General features: G+C 70.9%; 14 protein-coding genes. 8 read left to right on the top strand and 6 right to left on the bottom strand.

What is annotated here, in order from left to right:
* Positions 1-102: 102 nt before the first annotated feature.
* Positions 103-660 carry a peptide deformylase gene (locus IF64_RS0112910; protein ID WP_030532326.1) on the bottom strand — a complete coding sequence of 186 codons (558 nt, stop codon included), beginning with the start codon at positions 658-660 and terminating at the stop codon, positions 103-105.
* A gap of 259 nt (positions 661-919) precedes the next feature.
* Between IF64_RS0112910 and IF64_RS0112915 the strand changes: the two genes are divergently transcribed.
* Both IF64_RS0112915 and IF64_RS0112920 read left to right on the top strand, forming a co-directional pair.
* Positions 920-1,252 carry a DUF3263 domain-containing protein gene (locus tag IF64_RS0112915; protein ID WP_030532327.1) on the top strand — a complete coding sequence of 111 codons (333 nt, stop codon included), beginning with the start codon at positions 920-922 and terminating at the stop codon, positions 1,250-1,252.
* Positions 1,249-1,989 carry a LytR C-terminal domain-containing protein gene (locus IF64_RS0112920; protein ID WP_030532328.1) on the top strand — a complete coding sequence of 247 codons (741 nt, stop codon included), beginning with the start codon at positions 1,249-1,251 and terminating at the stop codon, positions 1,987-1,989. Before IF64_RS0112915 ends, IF64_RS0112920 begins: the two co-directional genes overlap by 4 nt.
* 58 nt (positions 1,990-2,047) lie before the next feature.
* Here IF64_RS0112920 and IF64_RS0112925 read toward each other — a convergent pair whose 3' ends face one another.
* The 4 genes from IF64_RS0112925 to moeA all read right to left on the bottom strand — a co-directional run bounded on the left by IF64_RS0112925 (position 2,048) and on the right by moeA (position 7,454).
* Entirely contained in the window at positions 2,048-4,366 is a 2,319-nt protein-coding gene (locus IF64_RS0112925) for an AAA family ATPase (protein ID WP_030532329.1), read from the bottom strand.
* Positions 4,367-4,434: 68 nt separating this feature from the next.
* The gene (locus tag IF64_RS0112930; protein ID WP_030532330.1) at positions 4,435-5,406 is read right to left on the bottom strand and encodes a CDP-alcohol phosphatidyltransferase family protein; all 972 of its coding nucleotides are present in this window, start codon (positions 5,404-5,406) and stop codon (positions 4,435-4,437) included.
* A 6-nt stretch (positions 5,407-5,412) separates the two neighbouring features.
* The gene (locus IF64_RS0112935) at positions 5,413-6,117 is read right to left on the bottom strand and encodes a phosphatidylserine decarboxylase (protein ID WP_030532331.1); all 705 of its coding nucleotides are present in this window, start codon (positions 6,115-6,117) and stop codon (positions 5,413-5,415) included.
* Between the two features lie 131 nt (positions 6,118-6,248).
* Positions 6,249-7,454: a molybdopterin molybdotransferase MoeA gene (moeA, locus tag IF64_RS0112940; protein ID WP_030532332.1), complete on the bottom strand. Its 1,206-nt coding sequence runs from the start codon at positions 7,452-7,454 to the stop codon at positions 6,249-6,251.
* A gap of 132 nt (positions 7,455-7,586) precedes the next feature.
* Between moeA and IF64_RS0112945 the strand changes: the two genes are divergently transcribed.
* The 4 genes from IF64_RS0112945 (at position 7,587) to IF64_RS0112960 (ending at position 11,030) form a co-directional block, all read left to right on the top strand.
* Positions 7,587-8,264: a TIGR00266 family protein gene (locus IF64_RS0112945; RefSeq protein WP_030532333.1), complete on the top strand. Its 678-nt coding sequence runs from the start codon at positions 7,587-7,589 to the stop codon at positions 8,262-8,264.
* Positions 8,265-8,279: 15 nt separating this feature from the next.
* Positions 8,280-8,873, top strand: coding sequence for an AIM24 family protein (locus tag IF64_RS0112950; RefSeq protein ID WP_030532334.1), 594 nt, complete (start codon positions 8,280-8,282; stop codon positions 8,871-8,873).
* A 245-nt stretch (positions 8,874-9,118) separates the two neighbouring features.
* Positions 9,119-9,325: a cold-shock protein gene (locus IF64_RS0112955; protein WP_030532335.1), complete on the top strand. Its 207-nt coding sequence runs from the start codon at positions 9,119-9,121 to the stop codon at positions 9,323-9,325.
* A gap of 136 nt (positions 9,326-9,461) precedes the next feature.
* Positions 9,462-11,030 carry a serine/threonine-protein kinase gene (locus IF64_RS0112960; protein ID WP_030532336.1) on the top strand — a complete coding sequence of 523 codons (1,569 nt, stop codon included), beginning with the start codon at positions 9,462-9,464 and terminating at the stop codon, positions 11,028-11,030.
* 26 nt (positions 11,031-11,056) lie between these two features.
* Here the strand turns inward: IF64_RS0112960 and IF64_RS0112965 are convergent, their stop codons facing one another.
* Positions 11,057-12,034: an NAD-dependent epimerase/dehydratase family protein gene (locus tag IF64_RS0112965; protein ID WP_030532337.1), complete on the bottom strand. Its 978-nt coding sequence runs from the start codon at positions 12,032-12,034 to the stop codon at positions 11,057-11,059.
* Between the two features lie 251 nt (positions 12,035-12,285).
* On the opposite strand from IF64_RS0112965, the gene groL reads away from it, so the two are divergent.
* Together groL and IF64_RS0112975 are read left to right on the top strand one after the other, a co-directional pair.
* Complete coding sequence (gene groL / locus IF64_RS0112970) at positions 12,286-13,920, top strand: chaperonin GroEL (protein ID WP_030532338.1); 1,635 nt, start codon at positions 12,286-12,288, stop codon at positions 13,918-13,920.
* Between the two features lie 411 nt (positions 13,921-14,331).
* Positions 14,332-16,716, top strand: a complete 2,385-nt coding sequence (locus tag IF64_RS0112975) for a xanthine dehydrogenase family protein molybdopterin-binding subunit (RefSeq protein ID WP_030532339.1) — start codon at positions 14,332-14,334, stop codon at positions 16,714-16,716.
* The last annotated feature ends 34 nt before the right edge of the window (positions 16,717-16,750 follow it).

The following is a 16,750-nucleotide window of genomic DNA, read 5'->3' on the forward strand; positions in this document are numbered from 1 at the left end:
CGATGCCATCATCGGGCGCCACAAGCAACACCGCGCCCCGCGGCGATCGAGTCACCTGCGGGGCGCGGTGTTCGCTGTGGAAGCGTGTGAGCGGGGCGGAGCTCAGTGCTGTTTCGGCGGTGTCCAGGTGTTGCCGGGGACCGTCCAGTCGTTCTTCTTGATCATCTTCTTCGCGGCGCGCGCGTGCCTGCCGACCAGCCGGTCGAGGTAGAGGTAGCCGTCGAGATGGTCGGTCTCGTGCTGCAGGCAGCGGGCGAAGTATCCGGTGCCCTCGACCTCGATCGCGTTGCCGTCGGTGTCGAACCCGGTGACCTTCGCCCACGAGGCGCGCCCGGTCGGGTAGGCCTCGCCGGGAACCGACAGGCAGCCCTCCCAGTCGTCGTCCGGGTCGGGCATGGTCTCCGGGATCTCGGAGGTCTCCAGCTTGGGGTTGACCACGACGCCCTTGTGCTGGACGCCCTCGTCGTCGTGGCAGTCGTAGACGAACAGCCGCAGGTCCAGGCCGATCTGGTTGGCGGCGAGGCCCACGCCCTCGGCCGCGTACATCGTCTCGAACATGTCATCGACCAGGGTGCGGAGTTTGTCGTCGTACTCCGTCACCTCGCGGGTGGGGTTGTGCAACACGGGGTCACCGGCGATGACGATGGGATGAATGCTCACCGACCCATTGAAGCAGGATCGCGGAGCGATTCCTTGGGGGGTGGTGGCCGGGTGACGGGCGGGCCAGCGCCGCGTCGCGGCTCCGTGGGGGGTTGGCGGTCGGGCGGCGGGCCGGGCTGGTTCCGATGCCACTCGACCGGTCTACCCGGCGGGACGCGCCGGGGCCGGGTTCCACCACTCGGGGTGGTCGTGCGTGATCTAATGGCGCCTGCGGAAACCACACGCGTGTTATTTCGCCGAGAACGTTGCGAGGAGTCACATGGACGCCGCGGAGTCGATGGCGGGCAAGGGCAAGCCTGACAAGCCGTCCGCTTCGGCGGAGGGCACCGACGACTCCGGTGGGCTGTCCGAGCGCGAACGCGAGGTCCTGGCGTTCGAACGGCAGTGGTGGAAGTACGCCGGCGCGAAGGAACAGGCCATTCGCGAGCTGTTCGCGATGTCGCCGACGCGCTACTACCAGATTCTGAACCGGCTGATCGACAAGCAGGACGCCATGCGCGCCGACCCGATGCTGGTCAAGCGACTGCGGAAGGCCAGGGCCTCCCGGCAGCGGGTGCGCGCCGCGCGGCGGTTGGGGATTGAACTGTCATGAGCATCTTCGACGGTCTGTCCAGGCCGATGCGCGCCGCGGGGCTGGGACTGCTCGCCGTCGCCGTCATCGCGGCGGTCATCGGCGGCGTGACGTTGGTGAGCGGCGGCGGGGACGAGGAACCGGCCGCGCAGCAGACGTCGCAGAACAACCAACCCGACGGCGGCCAGTCCGGTTCCCCGGACGGCACCGACGGGCAGTCGCCAACCTCCGGCAACGGTTCCGGCGACGGCAACGGGAACGGCAACGGCAACAGCTCGGGCGACGAGTCCGGCAACGGTTCCGGCAACGGTTCTGACGAGGGCTCCGGCAACGGTTCCGACGGTTCGAACGGTTCCGACGGTTCGAACGGCTCCGGCGACTCCGACGGCTCTGGTGGCTCCGGCGACTCGGCCGAGGCAGGCGACGGCTCCGGCGGCGCGACCGACGGCGGCAACAAACAGGTCGGCGCCGCCGCGGTGGGCGTGCGGGTCTACAACAACAGCACCGTGTCCGGTCTGGCACACACCGCCGCGGGCGACCTGCGCGGCCGGGGCTGGAACGTCGTCGAGGTGGGCAACTACTCGCAGGGCGTCATCCCGTCGAGCACCGTGTACTTCCGGCCCGGCACCGCCGAGGAACCCGCGGCGCGTCAGCTCGCGGGCCAGCTCGGCATGCGGGTCGAGAAGCGGTTCGACGGCATCGAGGACTCCAGTCCCGGCGTCATCGTGATCGTCACCAAGGACTACGCCGACCGCTGAGCCGCTCGGGCCACCGGCCCGGCTCGGCAGGCAGGGCGCACGCCGGGCCCGGCGGCCCTCACCGGTTTCGCGCGTACGCCTCCAGCTCGGCCAGCTGCGCCGGGTCCAACGAGGGCTTCACGACCTGCCTCGCCTTGTCCAGATGCGCGGCGGTGACCTCCGTGGCCTCCAGCGACTCCCGCATCGCCGTGAGCGCGGCCTCACGGATCAACGCCGAACAGTCCGCGGCCGAGTAGCGCTCCAACGACCGGGCGAGTTCGTCCAGGTCGACGTCACCGGCCAGCGGGGTGTTCTTCGCCGCCGACCGGAGGATGTCGGCGCGGGCCTCCTCGGTGGGCGGCGGCACGTAGATCTGCCGTTCCAGCCTTCCGGGGCGCAGCAACGCGGGGTCGACCAGCTCGGGCCGGTTCGTGGCGCCCAGCACCACCACGTCCCGCAACGGTTCGACCCCGTCGAGTTCGGTCAGCAACGCCGCCACGACCCGGTCGGACACCCCGGAATCGCTCGACGCGCCGCGCCGAGGGGCGAGTGCGTCGACCTCGTCGAGGAAGATCAACGACGGGGCCGCCTCGGCCGCGCGGTGGAACAGCTCGCGCACCGCCCGTTCGGACTCGCCGACGAACTTGTCCATCAGCTCGGCACCCTTGACCGCGAACACGTTCAGCGCGCCCTCACCTGCGAGCGCACGCACGAGGAACGTCTTGCCGTTGCCGGGCGGGCCGTACAGGAGCACACCCCGCGGCGGTGCCACGCCGAGACGCGCGAAGGAGTCGGGGTAGCGCAGCGGCCACAGCACCGCCTCGGTGAGCGACTGCTTGATGTCGCCCATGCCGCCGACGTCGTCGAGCGTCAGCCCGCCCGTGGCGAGCGTGTCCGATTCGGACATCGAGAGTGGGCGGACCGACGTCAGTGCGTCGAGCAGGTCCTGGTGGGCGATGCGGGGTTCGGTCTCCCCACCCTCGTCGCGTTGGCGCAGCGCGGCGCGGACCGCCGCGTCGCGGCGCAGGGCGAGCAGATCGGCAGCGACCCAACCCGGCGTACGCTCGGCGATCCCGGCGAAGTCCACATCGGATTCCACCGGGATGTCGCGCATCAGGATGCGCAGCAGTTCGGTTCGGACACTCGCATCCGGTTGCGCGAGGGTCAGTTCGCGGTCGAGCAGGTCGACCGCGTTCAGCCGCGGATCGACCGCTTCCGGATGTGCCGTCGTGGCCACGAGCGCGAACCCGGGCCGGGTCAGCGCGGTGCGGAGGCGGTCGAGCAGCACCGTCGCCACCGGCGGCTGGTTCTGCGCGGGCAGGAGCGCATCGACGTCGGTCAGCAGCAGCACACCCGTCCCGTCCCCGGACGTCGCGGCCTCGACGGCCTGCGCGAGACGGTTCAGCGCGGCGTCCGGTTCGAGCACCGCGATCGTCGGTGCGGCCAGCGTCACGACGCGTACCTGTTCGGCGTGGGCCACCGAGCGCACGAGCGTGGCCTTGCCGACGCCCTCCGGTCCCGCCAGCAGCACGCCGAGGCGGGCCGACGTGCCCAGCTTCGCCAGCAGCTCGGGACGGTGGAACGCGAGGTCGAACCACTCCGACAGCGTGCGCGCCGCCGCGCCGTGTCCGGCGAGCTCGGACACCGGCGGGACGTCGGCCGCGTCGGCCGGTTCGGAGACGGTGATCTCGGCGACGTCCGGTTCGGCCGTCTGCGCCTGCCGCGTGGCCGGGGCGGTCGACGTGACGGCGTGGCCGGCGCCTGCGTCCACGGGAGCGGCGCCCGCCGCCTCGCCGGCTTCGGCTGCCGCACCCGGCTCGGTGGACTCCGTGCCGCGCCAGCGCACCACGGTGGACGGTCCGACGACCACCGGAGCGTCGGTGGGTTCGGTGGCCGTGACCGTCAGCAGTTCGGTGGTCCAGGTCGCACCGATCGCGCGCGAGAGCGTGCCGCGCACGGCGGCCACGTCGGCGCCGGGCGGCGGGGCGAGGTCCTGCGGCAGCAGCGACACGGCGTCGCCGACCGTCAGCACCTTGCCCGCGAGCGCCTGCCGCAGGGTCTGGGCGGTGAGCGACATCGTGGCGAGGCGGGATCCCGACACGGTCACCGTTCGCGCCACGGGCGCCTCGCACGGCGCCACCACCACGTCCGCGCCCTCGGTGACCCCGAGGTTCGACAACGTCAGCTCGTCGGCCAGCAGAACGCCCGGTGCCCCACCGTCGGTCGAAGGGGCGGCCAGCGCGGCGCTGACGCGCGCACCCGTGAGCCGCACGGCGTCCCAGCCGCGCAGGCCGAGTGCGTCGAACACCTCGGGGTGCAGACGGACTACGCCGCGCCGCGAATCGAGCGCGGACGGGGTGTGCCGGACGGTGAGCGTGAGCTGTGCGGAGGACGTCACGGTCGCCACTCTATGGGCAGTGGCGACCGGGCGTGGCGAAGGAGCCGGACACGGTCACCTGCCCTGCGTCAGCGTTCGCGCTGGCGCAGGCCGATGCGGCGCCAGCCCCGCTTGCGCGACGAGGTCCGCGCCGGATCGGCGGGCGGGTAGACGCGGGATACGTGCGAGGAGGCGGGCGCGTTGTCCGAGCGCTGCACCGCCCGCCGTGCGACACCCGCGACCCGGCGCAGCCGCGGCTTGCGGAGTCCGAGCCTGCGCTGGCCGCGCAGACCGCGGCGGATGGCCCTGCGCTCGTGCCCCGGCACGTCCCACGCCTCCGGATGCGCGGCCAGCCAGTGGTAGCGGCGCACCGCGTACGGGATGTGCGCCAGGTACAGCACGAGTGCCGTGGCGAGGGAGATCAGCGGGTACTGGATCACCGCGGCTGCCAGCAGGCCCACTCCGACCAGCAGCGGGGCGACCGCCTTGGCCGGGGCGCGCAGCTTCTTGAGCGACAACGTCGGGATCCGGCTGATCAGCAGTGCCGCCGTCGCCACCGTCCACAGCACGACGACGAGCTGTGCCGACCACCAGCCGTCGCCGAACTGCAGCGTGAGCATCACCGGCAGCAGCGCCACGAGACCGCCTGCGGGCGCGGGAACACCGACGAAGAACTCGCCGGCGAACGCGGGCTGGTCCTCGTCGAGCAACGTGTTGAACCGGGCGAGCCGCAGCACCATGCACACGGCGAAGATCAACGTGGCGACCCAGCCGAACCGGTCGTCACCCGGCATCCACACGTACAGCACCAGTGCCGGGGCGACACCGAAGGAGATGGCGTCGGACAGCGAGTCGAGCTCGGCGCCCATCTTCGACGAGGCGTCGAGCAGCCGCGCGATGCGCCCGTCGAGGCTGTCGAGGATGGCGGCGATGCCGATCGCGCCGATGGCGAGCACGTAGTCGCCGGTCAGCGCGAACTGGACGGAGGAAAGGCCCGCGCACAGCGCGAGCACGGTGATGGCGTTCGGCAGCAGCCGCACGCCGGGCGTGGTGCGGGACATGGCTTCTCAGTCCCTCGCAGCGATCGGTGCCGTCTCGGCGATGGCGGTCTCGCCGCCGATGGTGCGCTGACCCTTGCGCACCAGCACGCGGCTGCCGTGCGGCAGGTACGTGTCCACCCGTGAGCCGAACCGGATGAGCCCGTACGTCCGCCCGACCTGATGGCGCTCACCCTCGCCGACCTGGCACACGATCCGGCGGGCGACCAGGCCCGCGATCTGTGTGACGACCACGTCGTGGCCTGCGTCGGTGCGCACGAGCAGGGAGTTGCGCTCGTTGTCCTCGCTGGCCTTGTCGAGGTCGGCGGACAGGAACTTGCCCGGCCGGTAGGCCGCGCGTTCGACGACCCCCGTGACCGGCATGCGCTGCACGTGCACGTCGAACACCGACAGGAACACGCTCACGCGGGTGCGCGGCTCGTCGGAAAGGCCGAGCTCCGCGGGAGGGGCGGCCTCCTCGATCAGCGACACCGTGCCGTCGGCGGCGGCGACCACGAGGTCGGATCGCTCCGGTGGCACCCGCACCGGCTCGCGGAAGAACGCGGCCGTGGCGAGCGTTCCCAGGCCCGCGAGAACACCGAGCGGTGCGGAGACCTTACGGAGCGCGAGCGTCGCGGCGATCCCGCCGAGCACGAACGGCCTGCCGGCCGGATGCATCGGCGGCAGCGTCTCCCTGGTGATCGCCGCGGCGTGGCCGAGCGAGTTGGAACCCATGTGCCGTCTTGTCCCGTTCACGTAGGTGGCTCCTCGAACGTGCACACGCTACTCGGCTCGGGTAACGGCCCGGTCGCCCGCCCGGACCATCGGCCCGCGGTGGCCCCGGGACGTCGCGCCCGCCGACCGGATCAGAAGAGCAGGACGTCGACCTCGGAGCCCTGGGCCGCCTCGGTGACGTCCTCCCCGAGCACGATCAGGCAGTTGGCCTGGGTGAACGCCGCCAGCAGGTGCGAGCCGGGACCGCCGCGAGGGCCGACGACGCCGGTCACGTCGCCGTCCGTGCGGCTGTAGAACCCCCGGCGGAACTGCCGCTTGCCGGAGGGGGAGGAGAGCGTTTCGAGCAGGCGGGCGCGCACCCGCGTGCGGTCGACGTCGTCGTGGCCGAGTGAGCTGAGGATCGCCGGGCGCAGGAAGGCCTCGAACGACACCAGCACGCTCACCGGATTGCCGGGCAGCGTGACGACCGGGACGCCGTCCCACGTGCCGTGCCCCTGCGGGCCGCCGGGCTGCATCGCCACCTTCGTGAACGTCACGCCCGCTCCGGTGAGCGTGTCCTTGACGACCTCGTAGGCGCCCGCGCTGACCCCACCCGAGGTCACGACGAGGTCGACGTCGGGCAGTGCCGGTTCGATGGCAGCGCGGAAGCTGTCGACGTCGTCGGCGACGCTGCGCACCGTCGTCACCGTGCAGCCCAGCGACCGCAGCGCCGCGGCGAGCATGATGCTGTTCGACTCGTAGATCTGGCCGTGCTCGAGCGGCTCGGGCGGGAGCACCAGTTCGGTACCGGTGGACACGACGAGCACCCGCGGCGGGGTGTGCACGGCGAGGGTGTCCCTGCCGACCGCCGAGGCGAGGCCCAGCTGCGCCGGTCCGCACACGGTGCCCGCGGTCAGCGCGACCGTTCCCCTTGCGACGTCCTCACCCGCGCGGCGCACGTGCGTGCCGGAGGCCGACTCGGCGTACACCCGCACCGTGTCGCGGCCCCCGTCGGTGCGCTCGACCATGACGACCGCGTCGGCCCCGTCCGGCATCGGCGCCCCCGTCATGATCCGGTGCGCCGTGCCGGGCGGCAGCGGCGGAACGTCGACCCGGCCCGCGGGGATGTCCTCACCGACGCGCAGCTGCACCGGGGCGTCCTCGCTCGCGCCCGCGACCTCGTCCGAGCGCACGGCGTAGCCGTCCATCGCGGAGTTGTCGAAGGGCGGCAGGGACACGCTCGCCGTCACGTCCTCGGCCAGCACCAGCCCTGCGCAGTCCTGGACGGGCACGCTCACCGCGGGCCGCCTGCCCAGCAGTTCGGTCACCTGTGCGCGATAGTCGTCGACGGAGATCACTCCGGCCACCCTTCTGACATCCATGACCGTCCCGGTGAATACGGCGTCACCGCCCATGAGCACTGTGTCAGACTCTCCCCGCCCTGCGCCCGCGCGGGGAGAAGCAGGCGGGCACGGACACGGGGAGAGCCCATGCAGGTACAGCTACGGCATCAGCCGTCGTTCGCCGTCGCGCGCCTCATGCTCGCACCGGGAGAACCGGTGCAGGTGGAAGCAGGCGCCATGTCGGCGACGAGCTACGGGGTACAGGTGCAGGCCTCGACGCAGGGCGGCGTGATGAAGGGTCTCGGCCGCGCGATGCTGGGCGGGGAGTCGCTGTTCATCAGCACCTACACCGCCCCGCAGAACGGCGGATGGGTGGACGTCGCCGCTCACCTGCCCGGCGACCTGCAGGTGATCAACCTCGACGGCCGCACCGGATGGTGCGTCACCCGCGGCTCCTGGATCGCCTCGGCGCACGGCGTGCAGATGCAGACCAAATGGGGTGGGTTCAGCAATCTGTTCGGCGGCGAGGGCGGCTTTCTGACCTACGTGACCGGCCAGGGTCCCGTCGTCGTGTCCTGCTACGGGGCGCTGGAGGTCGTCACGCTGCAGCCGGGCGAGATGATCACGATCGACTCCGGTCACGTCGTCGCCTACGCCGAAACGGTCCAGACGCAACTGCGCCGCATCTCCGGCGGGATGGTCCAGAGCCTCAAGAGCGGAGAGGGATTCGTGTTCGACTTCGCCGGTCCCGGCCAGGTCATGACCCAGACCCGCAATCCGTCGGCGCTGGCGGCGTGGGTCGCCCAGCAGGTGCCGAGCCGGTAGGGCGGGGAACGCGCGATGGAGGTCCACACCCGGCACACGCCCACCTTTGGCGTCGCACGGATCGTGCTCGCCGAGGGCGAGTCCGTGCAGGCTCCCGACGAGGCGGTCATGGCGAGCGCATTCGGGATCTCGGTCTCCCGGGGCCCGCGCGGCGAGCATCCCGTGCTCACCGCACCCGCGGGAGGTGGCTGGGTCGACCTGGCCCCGGACACCCCGGGTGACGTCTATCCGCTCGGATTCGACGGGCGCAGCGGCTGGTGCGTGTCCAAGGTGCCGGCGTCGCGGGTGCTGGCCAGGCCCGCGTCGATCCGCAGGGACGAGCAGTGGCCCGCGTTGCAGTCGTTGTTCGGTGGCACGGCGGGGTTCCTGGAGCACTACAGCGGCACCGGTTCGCTCGTGCTGAGTGCCCGCGGTCCGGTGGATCTGCTGAACCTCGACGCGGGCGAGATGATCACCGTGCGTCCCGATTTCCTGGTCGCCTATCCGGACACGATCCAGGTTCGGCTGCGGGCGCTCGATCCGGCGGCGCCACAGTCCGTGCGCACCGGTGAAGGACTGGCACTCGATTTCGCCGGACCGGGCACCGTTCTGCTCCAGGCCAGGCGGTGAGTGTTTCCGGTTTTCCGGTTGATCACGTATCTGGTTGATTCCTTGTAGCGAACGTCGTGGGCTGTGTGGGTGAAGTGCATTCGGCCGAAGCTACGCAGAGCACATGCGGGAACGGAGCACCGCGCGGTTCCCGTTACCGCAAATTGACCATTGCCGAGCCGTGTGATTCCGGTAGCGTGATCGACGCTTGGAGCGCGGACAGGCTGGGCCTGAAGCGTTTTTCGGTTTGGTACAAGGAGGACGCCGTGGCAGTCGGCACGGTCAAGTGGTTCAACGCGGAAAAGGGCTACGGCTTCATCGAGTCCCCCGAGGGGCCCGACGTTTTCGTGCATTACTCCGCAATTCAGGCAGAAGGATTCCGCACCCTCGACGAGGGTGATCGAGTGGAGTTCGAGATCACGGCGGGGCGCGACGGCCGGAGTCAGGCCGCCGACGTCAAGAAGGTCTCGTAACGCGGAAGGGCCCGTCAGCGGGCCCGTTCCGTCTCCCCGGCGAGTTCCCCGGCGCATTCGCTCGTTCGTCGCACATGTCGGCGGACGGTCGGACACTTCACGTTCCACCTGCGGTCCGGCCGCTAGGCTTCGCGCTGTGTCAGGCGATGTGTCGGGGGACCTCACCGGTCGACAGCTGGGCAACTACCGCATCGACGGGGTGCTCGGCCGCGGCGGCATGAGCGTGCTCTACGAGGCCACCGACGTGCGTCTCGGCCGCAAGGTCGCCCTCAAGGTCATCGGCCAGCACCTCGGCGCCGATGACGAGTTCCGCACGCGGTTCGTCGAGGAGGCTCGCAACACCTCGGCGGTCGACCACGCCAACATCGTGCCGCTGTACGACTTCGGCGAACTCGACGGTCTGCTCTACATCGCCATGCGCTACGTCGAGGGTGCCGACCTCGCGGGAATCAGCGCGGGCGCGCCGATGGATCCCGACCGCGTCACGAACCTGCTCGACCAGGTCGCCGACGCCCTCGACACGCTCCACCGGGACGGGCTCGTGCACCTCGACGTCAAACCGGCCAACGTGCTCGTCTCGAACCGGCATCGCGCGCGCGACCACGTCGAACACGTCTACCTGGCCGACTTCGGTCTCACCGAGCGGGACGCCGCGACCAAGGCGTCGAGGAAGGGCGACTTCCTCGGTTCGCCGACGTACGCGGCGCCCGAACACCTTCGCGGAGAGCCCCTCGACGGGCGCACCGATCAGTACGCCCTCGCCTGCATGCTCTATTCGTGCCTCGCGGGCAGGCCGCCGTTCACGGGCGATGTCCAGACGGTGATCGCAGGTCACCTGAACCGCGAGCCACCCGCGCTGTCCGGCGTCGTGCCGCGCCTGCCCGACGGGATCGACACCGTCGTGCGCAAGGGTATGGCCAAGCGGCCGGAAGAACGGTATGCCACGTGTGTCGACCTCGTCGGCGCAGCCAAGGAGGCCCTCGGTGCGTCGGCGGGTACCAACGGCAAGGCGGGCACGAACGGTGAGGCGAGCGCCGAGGCGGTGATCGCCGCCGCCGACCGGGTGGACGCGGGACAGGCGGCGACGCCACCCACCGGCATGGACCAGGCGGCGGTCCGGGCGGCCGTCGCGCGACAGGGAGAGGCAGGGCCAGTGCACCCTCAGCAACCGAATCCCCAGCAGCCGGGGTGGCAGGGCCCGTACGGCCACGGCGGCCCGCCGCCCGGCCACGGCGGTCAGCCGGGGCAGCCGCCGTACGGCACACCACCGCCGGGCACCCCCGCGCCCCCGACACCTCCACCCGGGCTCGGCACGCCGCCGCAGGGCGCAGGGCCCGGGTTCGGCACGCCTCCCGGAATGGCCCAGCCCGGTATGCAGCCGGGTGGACCCCCGCCGGGTGGACCGCAGCCGGGCGGCTTCCCCGGCGGACCGTCGGGCCCCGAGGGAGGAAAGGGCGGCAAGCGGTGGATCTGGGCCGTCGTGGCGGCGGTCGTGGTCGTCGCCGCGGCCGTCACGGCGATCTTCGTGTTCACCGGCGGTGAGGACGAGAGCGAGGGCGGCGGAGGCAACGAGGGCGGCACGTCGAGCACCGTTCCGCACATCCCCGTCGGCCCCGGCGGTTCCCAGTCGGCCGATCCCGGCGAGTCCGAGGGCAACAACAACCCGCCGCCCACCGAGATCCCGATCGAACCCGGCGACAACTGATCGGGAGACAGTGATCGGGCCACCGGTCACGTCGTGTAGACGCCCGTCGGTTCCGAGTGGTAGCCCTTCGCGCCGACGACCCGGGCCAGTGGGCTGCGCACCGCGCCGGTGGTGCGGGCCAGTTCGAGCGCCGCGCGGATGTCGTAGGCCGGTCGCCAGCCCAGCACCGAACGGGCACGCTCGTTGGAGTAGACGCGGTCGAGGGTGGGCAGCATCCGCCAGCCTCGCCGCCGGTACTCCTCGGCCACGTCGGGCAGCACGCGGTCGAGGACGGCGGGCGCGTCCGTGGCGAGCTCGGCGGCGTCGTCGCGGCTGAACGGCGTGGTGGCGCTGATGATGAACCGGTCGAAGCCGAGGGCGGGTGCGCGATGCGCGGCGAGCAGGTGCGCCTCCACGACGTCCTCCAGGTCCACCCTGCGGTAGGCGAACTCGCTGACCTTGAGGTTCGTGTCGTCGAAGGCAGCGCGGACGTCGTCGCGGTCGTCGGCCTCGGGGAAGAATCGCGACGTCCGCAGCACGACCACCGGCGGGTCCAGATCGCGGGCCAACAGCTCGCACAGGTCCTCGGCGGCGATCTTGGTTGCCCCGTAGACGTTGCGGACCACAGGGCGCACGTCCTCGGTGATCCAGGCGGCCGGTTCGCCGGGTGCGGGTGTCAGCGCCCGGCCGAACGCGCTCGTGCTGCTGGTGAACACCACGCCGCGCACGCCGGCGGCCGCCGCCTCCTCGAGCACGGTCAGGGTCCCGGAGACGTTGACGTCCACGAACTCCTGCCGCGCGTGCGTGCCGACGTGCGGCTTGTGCAGGGTCGCCGTGTGCAGCACGCGCGTCACCCCGTCGAGGGCGCTGCGCACGGTGTCCCGGTCGGTGACCGACCCGGTGACGGTGGTGAATGGGGAGTCGAGGACGTCGAGTCCGACCACGTCGTCGCCGTGTTCGCGCAGCGTACGCACGAGCGCCTCGCCGAGATGTCCCGCGCTGCCGGTGACGAGATAGCGTTCCATGGTCGCCGATCGAAGCCGTTCTGGTACGCCCGTGTCAATCCGTTTGCCGACCCCCTTTCTTGCACTCTCCCCCGGAGAGTGCTAAACACGAGATTGGCACTCGACACCGTCGAGTGCTAGGCAGCCGGTCGCCGACCGGCGCCTGAAGGTCGGGACGGTGAGGCCAGGTTCGGGAGATCCCGGGCTGGTCGTCCGTCGCGGGCACCGAGCCTGGCCTGTGACGTGTCCGATTACCGGAGGACCACACCCCAATGGCCAAACTGATTGCGTTCGACGAGGACGCCCGCCGCGGACTCGAGCGCGGACTCAACACCCTCGCCGAGGCCGTCAAGGTGACTCTCGGCCCGCGTGGCCGCAACGTCGTGCTCGAAAAGAAGTGGGGCGCGCCGACGATCACCAACGACGGTGTCTCGATCGCGAAGGAGATCGAGCTCGAGGACCCGTGGGAGAAGATCGGGGCCGAACTCGTCAAGGAAGTCGCGAAGAAGACCGACGACGTCGCGGGTGACGGCACCACGACCGCCACCGTGCTCGCCCAGGCCCTCGTGAAGGAAGGCCTGCGCAACGTCGCCGCCGGTGCCGACCCGATCGCCCTCAAGCGGGGCATCGAGCAGGCCGTCGAGGCCGTCACCGAGCAGCTGCACAAGGCTGCTCAGGAGGTCGAGACCAAGGAGCAGATCGCTGCCACGGCCTCGATCTCGGCCGCGGACCGCACCATCGGTGAGCTGATCGCCGAGGCGCTCGACAAGGTCGGCAAGGAAGGCGTCGTCACCGTCGAGGAGTCGAACACCTTCGGCCTCGAGCTCGAGCTCACCGAGGGTATGCGCTTCGACAAGGGCTACATCTCGGGCTACATGGTCACTGACGCCGACCGTCAGGAGGCCGTGCTCGAGGACCCGTACATCCTGCTGTTCGGATCGAAGATCTCGAACATCAAGGACATGCTGCAGCTGCTCGAGAAGGTCATGCAGACCAACAAGCCGCTGCTGATCATCGCCGAGGACGTCGAGGGCGAGGCCCTGGCCACGCTCGTCGTCAACAAGATCCGCGGCACCTTCAAGTCCGTCGCCGTCAAGGCGCCCGGCTTCGGTGACCGCCGCAAGGCGATGCTGCAGGACATGGCCATCCTCACCGGTGGTCAGGTCATCAGCGAGGACGTCGGCCTCAAGCTCGAGAACGCCGACATCTCCCTGCTCGGCCAGGCGCGCAAGGTCGTCGTCACCAAGGACGAGACCACGATCGTCGAGGGTGCGGGCGACGCCGACCAGATCCAGGGTCGCGTCAACCAGATCCGCGCCGAGATCGAGAACAGCGACTCCGACTACGACCGCGAGAAGCTGCAGGAGCGCCTGGCGAAGCTGGCCGGCGGCGTTGCCGTCATCAAGGCCGGTGCCGCCACGGAGGTCGAGCTCAAGGAGCGCAAGCACCGCATCGAGGACGCGGTGCGCAACGCCAAGGCCGCCGTCGAGGAGGGCATCGTCGCCGGTGGTGGCGTCGCTCTGCTCCAGGCGTCCAAGGCTGCGTTCGACGGTCTCAAGCTCTCGGGCGACGAGGCGACCGGTGCGAACATCGTGAAGGTCGCCGTCGAGGGCCCGCTCAAGCAGATCGCCGTCAACAGCGGTCTCGAGGGCGGCGTCGTGGTGGAGAAGGTCAAGGGCCTGCCGCAGGGCCAGGGCCTCAACGCCGCCACGGGCGAGTACGAGGACCTCATCAGCGCCGGCGTGCTCGACCCGGCCAAGGTGACGCGTTCCGCGCTGCAGAACGCCGCTTCGATCGCCGGCCTGTTCCTGACCACGGAGGCCGTGGTCGCGGACAAGCCGGAGAAGAACGGTGGCGCCGGTGCTGACCCCACGGGCGGCATGGGCGGCATGGAAGGCATGATGTGATTCAGGCCTGAACCACACGTGAGCCCCGGGCACCCAGTGCCCGGGGCTCACGTGTATCCACCCCGACCCGCGTGTTGCGCCTTGCGGGGTCCGTGTTGCGCTTTCACGGGCCCGTGTTGCGTCCTGAGGGAGCCGTGTTGCGCCTTCGGGACCCCGTGTTGCGTCCTGAGGGAGCCGTGTTGCGCTTTCGGGGGCGCGTGTTGCGTCCTGCGGACCCCGTGTTGCGCTTTCCGGGCGTCCCCGTTGGAGGGCCGAATCCGTGGCGCCGTTCCTTGGTGTCCGGTGCGGGCGCGCGGCGCGCAGGGAACGGCGCGCAGGGAACGGCGTGGCCTCGGCTGTTCGGGGGAGCGCCGCCGGTGGCGCTCCGTCATCCCTAGGCATGATCAACGTCACGGGGTTAGTGTCGATCACATGCCTGGATCTGTTCTTGGAACCGAGGTGCGGCGGGTCGAGGACCCCGAGCTGCTACGCGGTGAAGCCACGTACGTCGACAACCTGCCGATCCCCGGCGCCGCGCACGTGGCCTTCGTGCGCTCGCCGTTCGCCCACGCCGAGATCACGGGCATCGACACGTCCGAGGCCGAACAAGCCGACGGTGTCCTGGCCGTCTACACCGCTGCCGACCTCGATCTTCCGCCCGCACGCCAGTTCATGGTGGTGAACCGGGACTGTGTGCGGACGCCGCTGGCGACCGATCGCGTCCGGTTCGTCGGCGATGTGGTGGCCGCCGTCGTCGCCGAGACCCGCACCGCCGCGGCGGACGCCGTGGAACTCGTCGACGTCGACTACGAACCGCTGCCCGTGGTCGCCGACCCCGAGGACGCGCTCGCCGACGACGCGCCCCTCCAGTTCCCCGAGCTCGGCTCGAACATCGCCGCGGGCGAGCGCGACGAGGTCGGTGCGGAGATCCTCGCCGACGCCGATGTCGTCGCCCGCGCGCGGATCGAGAACCAGCGCGTCGCGGTCGTACCCATGGAGGGCAACGCCATCGCGGTCGAACCCGGTGGTGGCTATCGCGGTGGCGACTACGACCTGACGATCCATGTCTCGACGCAGATGCCGCACGTCGCGTGGCAGACCGCGGCGAAGCAGCTCGGCGTGGACCCGGACCGGATCCACCTGGTGACGCCGCACGTCGGCGGTGCGTTCGGCGGCAAGATCGGCATGATCGCCGAACACCAGGTGGTGATCGCGGCGGTGCAACGCCTGGGCAGGCCCGTGAAGTGGGTGGAGACGCGTTCCGAGAACCTGCAGGCCATGCCGCAGAGCCGTGCCCAGGTGCAGTACGCCGAGCTGGGGCTGAAATCTGACGGCACCATCACCGGGCTGCACTGCAACGTGGTCGGCGACTGCGGCGCCTACGCGGGATTCGGTGGCGGGTTCGCTCTCGGCCCCACGCGTCTGATGTCGCAGGGCGTGTACCGCATCCCGAAGATCAGCTTCGGTTCCATCGCGGCGCTGACCAACACGACGCCGACCGGTGCGTTCCGCGGCGCGGGCAGGCCGGAGGCGGCCGCCATGGTGGAGCGGATCATCGACGTCGGTGCCGCCGAACTGGGTATGGACCCGGTCGAACTGCGGCGGAAGAACTTCCTGCAGCCCGACCAGTTCCCGTACACGACGCTCGTCGGCGCGACGTACGACTCCGGTGACTACGACCTGCCGTTGCGCGAGGCGCTGCGCGTCGCCGACTACGACGAGCTGCGCAAGGAGCAGCAGCGGCGGATCGACGCGGGCGAGACCGTGTTGCTGGGCATCGGAGTCAGCACCTACGTCGAGATCACCGGTGGTGGCGGTGGCGGCGAGTTCGCCGCCGTCGAGATGAGCGCCGACGGCCGGGCGACGGTCAAGGTGGGCACGTCCGGACACGGCCAGGGCCATCCGACGTCCTTCGCCATGCTCGCCTCCGACGCCCTGGGCATTCCGGTCGAGCAGATCGACTTCGTGCAGTCCGACACCGCGCAGGTGCCGCGCGGCGGGGGCACGGGCGGGTCGCGGTCGTTGCAGATCGGGGGCAGCGCCGTGCGTGAGGCGAGTGAACTCCTGGTCGCCAAGGCCAAGGAGCTCGCCGCGAGCAAACTCGAGGCCGCCGTGGAGGACATCGAGGTCGACGGAGAGGGCGGCCTGGGGGTGCTCGGCGTGCCGGGTGCCAGGCTGAGCTGGTCCGAACTCGCCGGGTATGCCGAGGAACAGGGCACGTCCCTCGCCGCCGACACCGACTTCACGCCGGGCGGCGCGACGTTCCCGTTCGGCGCGCACGTCTCGGTCGTCGAGATCGACACCGAGACGGGGTTCGTCCGCCCGGTCCGCCACGTCGCCGTGGACGACTGCGGCCGAGTGCTCAACCCGCTCCTGGTGCGGGGGCAGCAGCACGGCGGTGCCGTCCAGGGCATCTCGCAGGCGTTGTGGGAACACTTCACCTACGACGAGGACGGCAACCCGTCGACCGGCACGCTCGCCGACTACCTGGTGCCGTCGGCCATGGAGGTGCCGATGCTCGAGGTGTCGAACACCGAGACCGAGTCGCCGCTCAACCCGCTGGGCGCGAAGGGGATCGGCGAGTCCGCCACGATCGGTGCGACCCCCGCTGTGCAGAACGCCGTGGTCGATGCGGTCAAACACCTCGGGGTGCGGCACATCGACATGCCGCTCACCCCCCAGCGCGTGTGGAAGGCGATCCAAGCGGCGCAGGCGGGTACGCCCGAGGATCCGTGGCGCGATCCGCCGGCGGCGTTCGCGACCCTGCCGGTCCGCGACAGCGGCCCGAACCCGCACGCCGACGAAGCCGCGGTGTGACCGCCAGGTGTGAGGGTCGGCATGACGACGCGGC

Source organism: Prauserella rugosa (assembly GCF_000719975.1).
Taxonomy (GTDB): Bacteria; Actinomycetota; Actinomycetes; order Mycobacteriales; family Pseudonocardiaceae; genus Prauserella; species Prauserella rugosa.

What these genes read in the sequence shown, in the direction of transcription:
- IF64_RS0112915 (WP_030532327.1), top strand. Translation starts at nt 920, where the DNA reads ATGGACGCCGCGGAGTCGATGGCGGGCAAGGGCAAGCCTGACAAGCCG.
- IF64_RS0112920 (WP_030532328.1), top strand. Translation starts at nt 1,249, where the DNA reads ATGAGCATCTTCGACGGTCTGTCCAGGCCGATGCGCGCCGCGGGGCTG.
- IF64_RS0112930 (WP_030532330.1), bottom strand. Translation starts at nt 5,406, where the DNA reads ATGTCCCGCACCACGCCCGGCGTGCGGCTGCTGCCGAACGCCATCACC.
- IF64_RS0112935 (WP_030532331.1), bottom strand. Translation starts at nt 6,117, where the DNA reads ATGGGTTCCAACTCGCTCGGCCACGCCGCGGCGATCACCAGGGAGACG.
- IF64_RS0112945 (WP_030532333.1), top strand. Translation starts at nt 7,587, where the DNA reads ATGCAGGTACAGCTACGGCATCAGCCGTCGTTCGCCGTCGCGCGCCTC.
- IF64_RS0112950 (WP_030532334.1), top strand. Translation starts at nt 8,280, where the DNA reads ATGGAGGTCCACACCCGGCACACGCCCACCTTTGGCGTCGCACGGATC.
- IF64_RS0112965 (WP_030532337.1), bottom strand. Translation starts at nt 12,034, where the DNA reads ATGGAACGCTATCTCGTCACCGGCAGCGCGGGACATCTCGGCGAGGCG.
- groL (WP_030532338.1), top strand. Translation starts at nt 12,286, where the DNA reads ATGGCCAAACTGATTGCGTTCGACGAGGACGCCCGCCGCGGACTCGAG.
- IF64_RS0112975 (WP_030532339.1), top strand. Translation starts at nt 14,332, where the DNA reads ATGCCTGGATCTGTTCTTGGAACCGAGGTGCGGCGGGTCGAGGACCCC.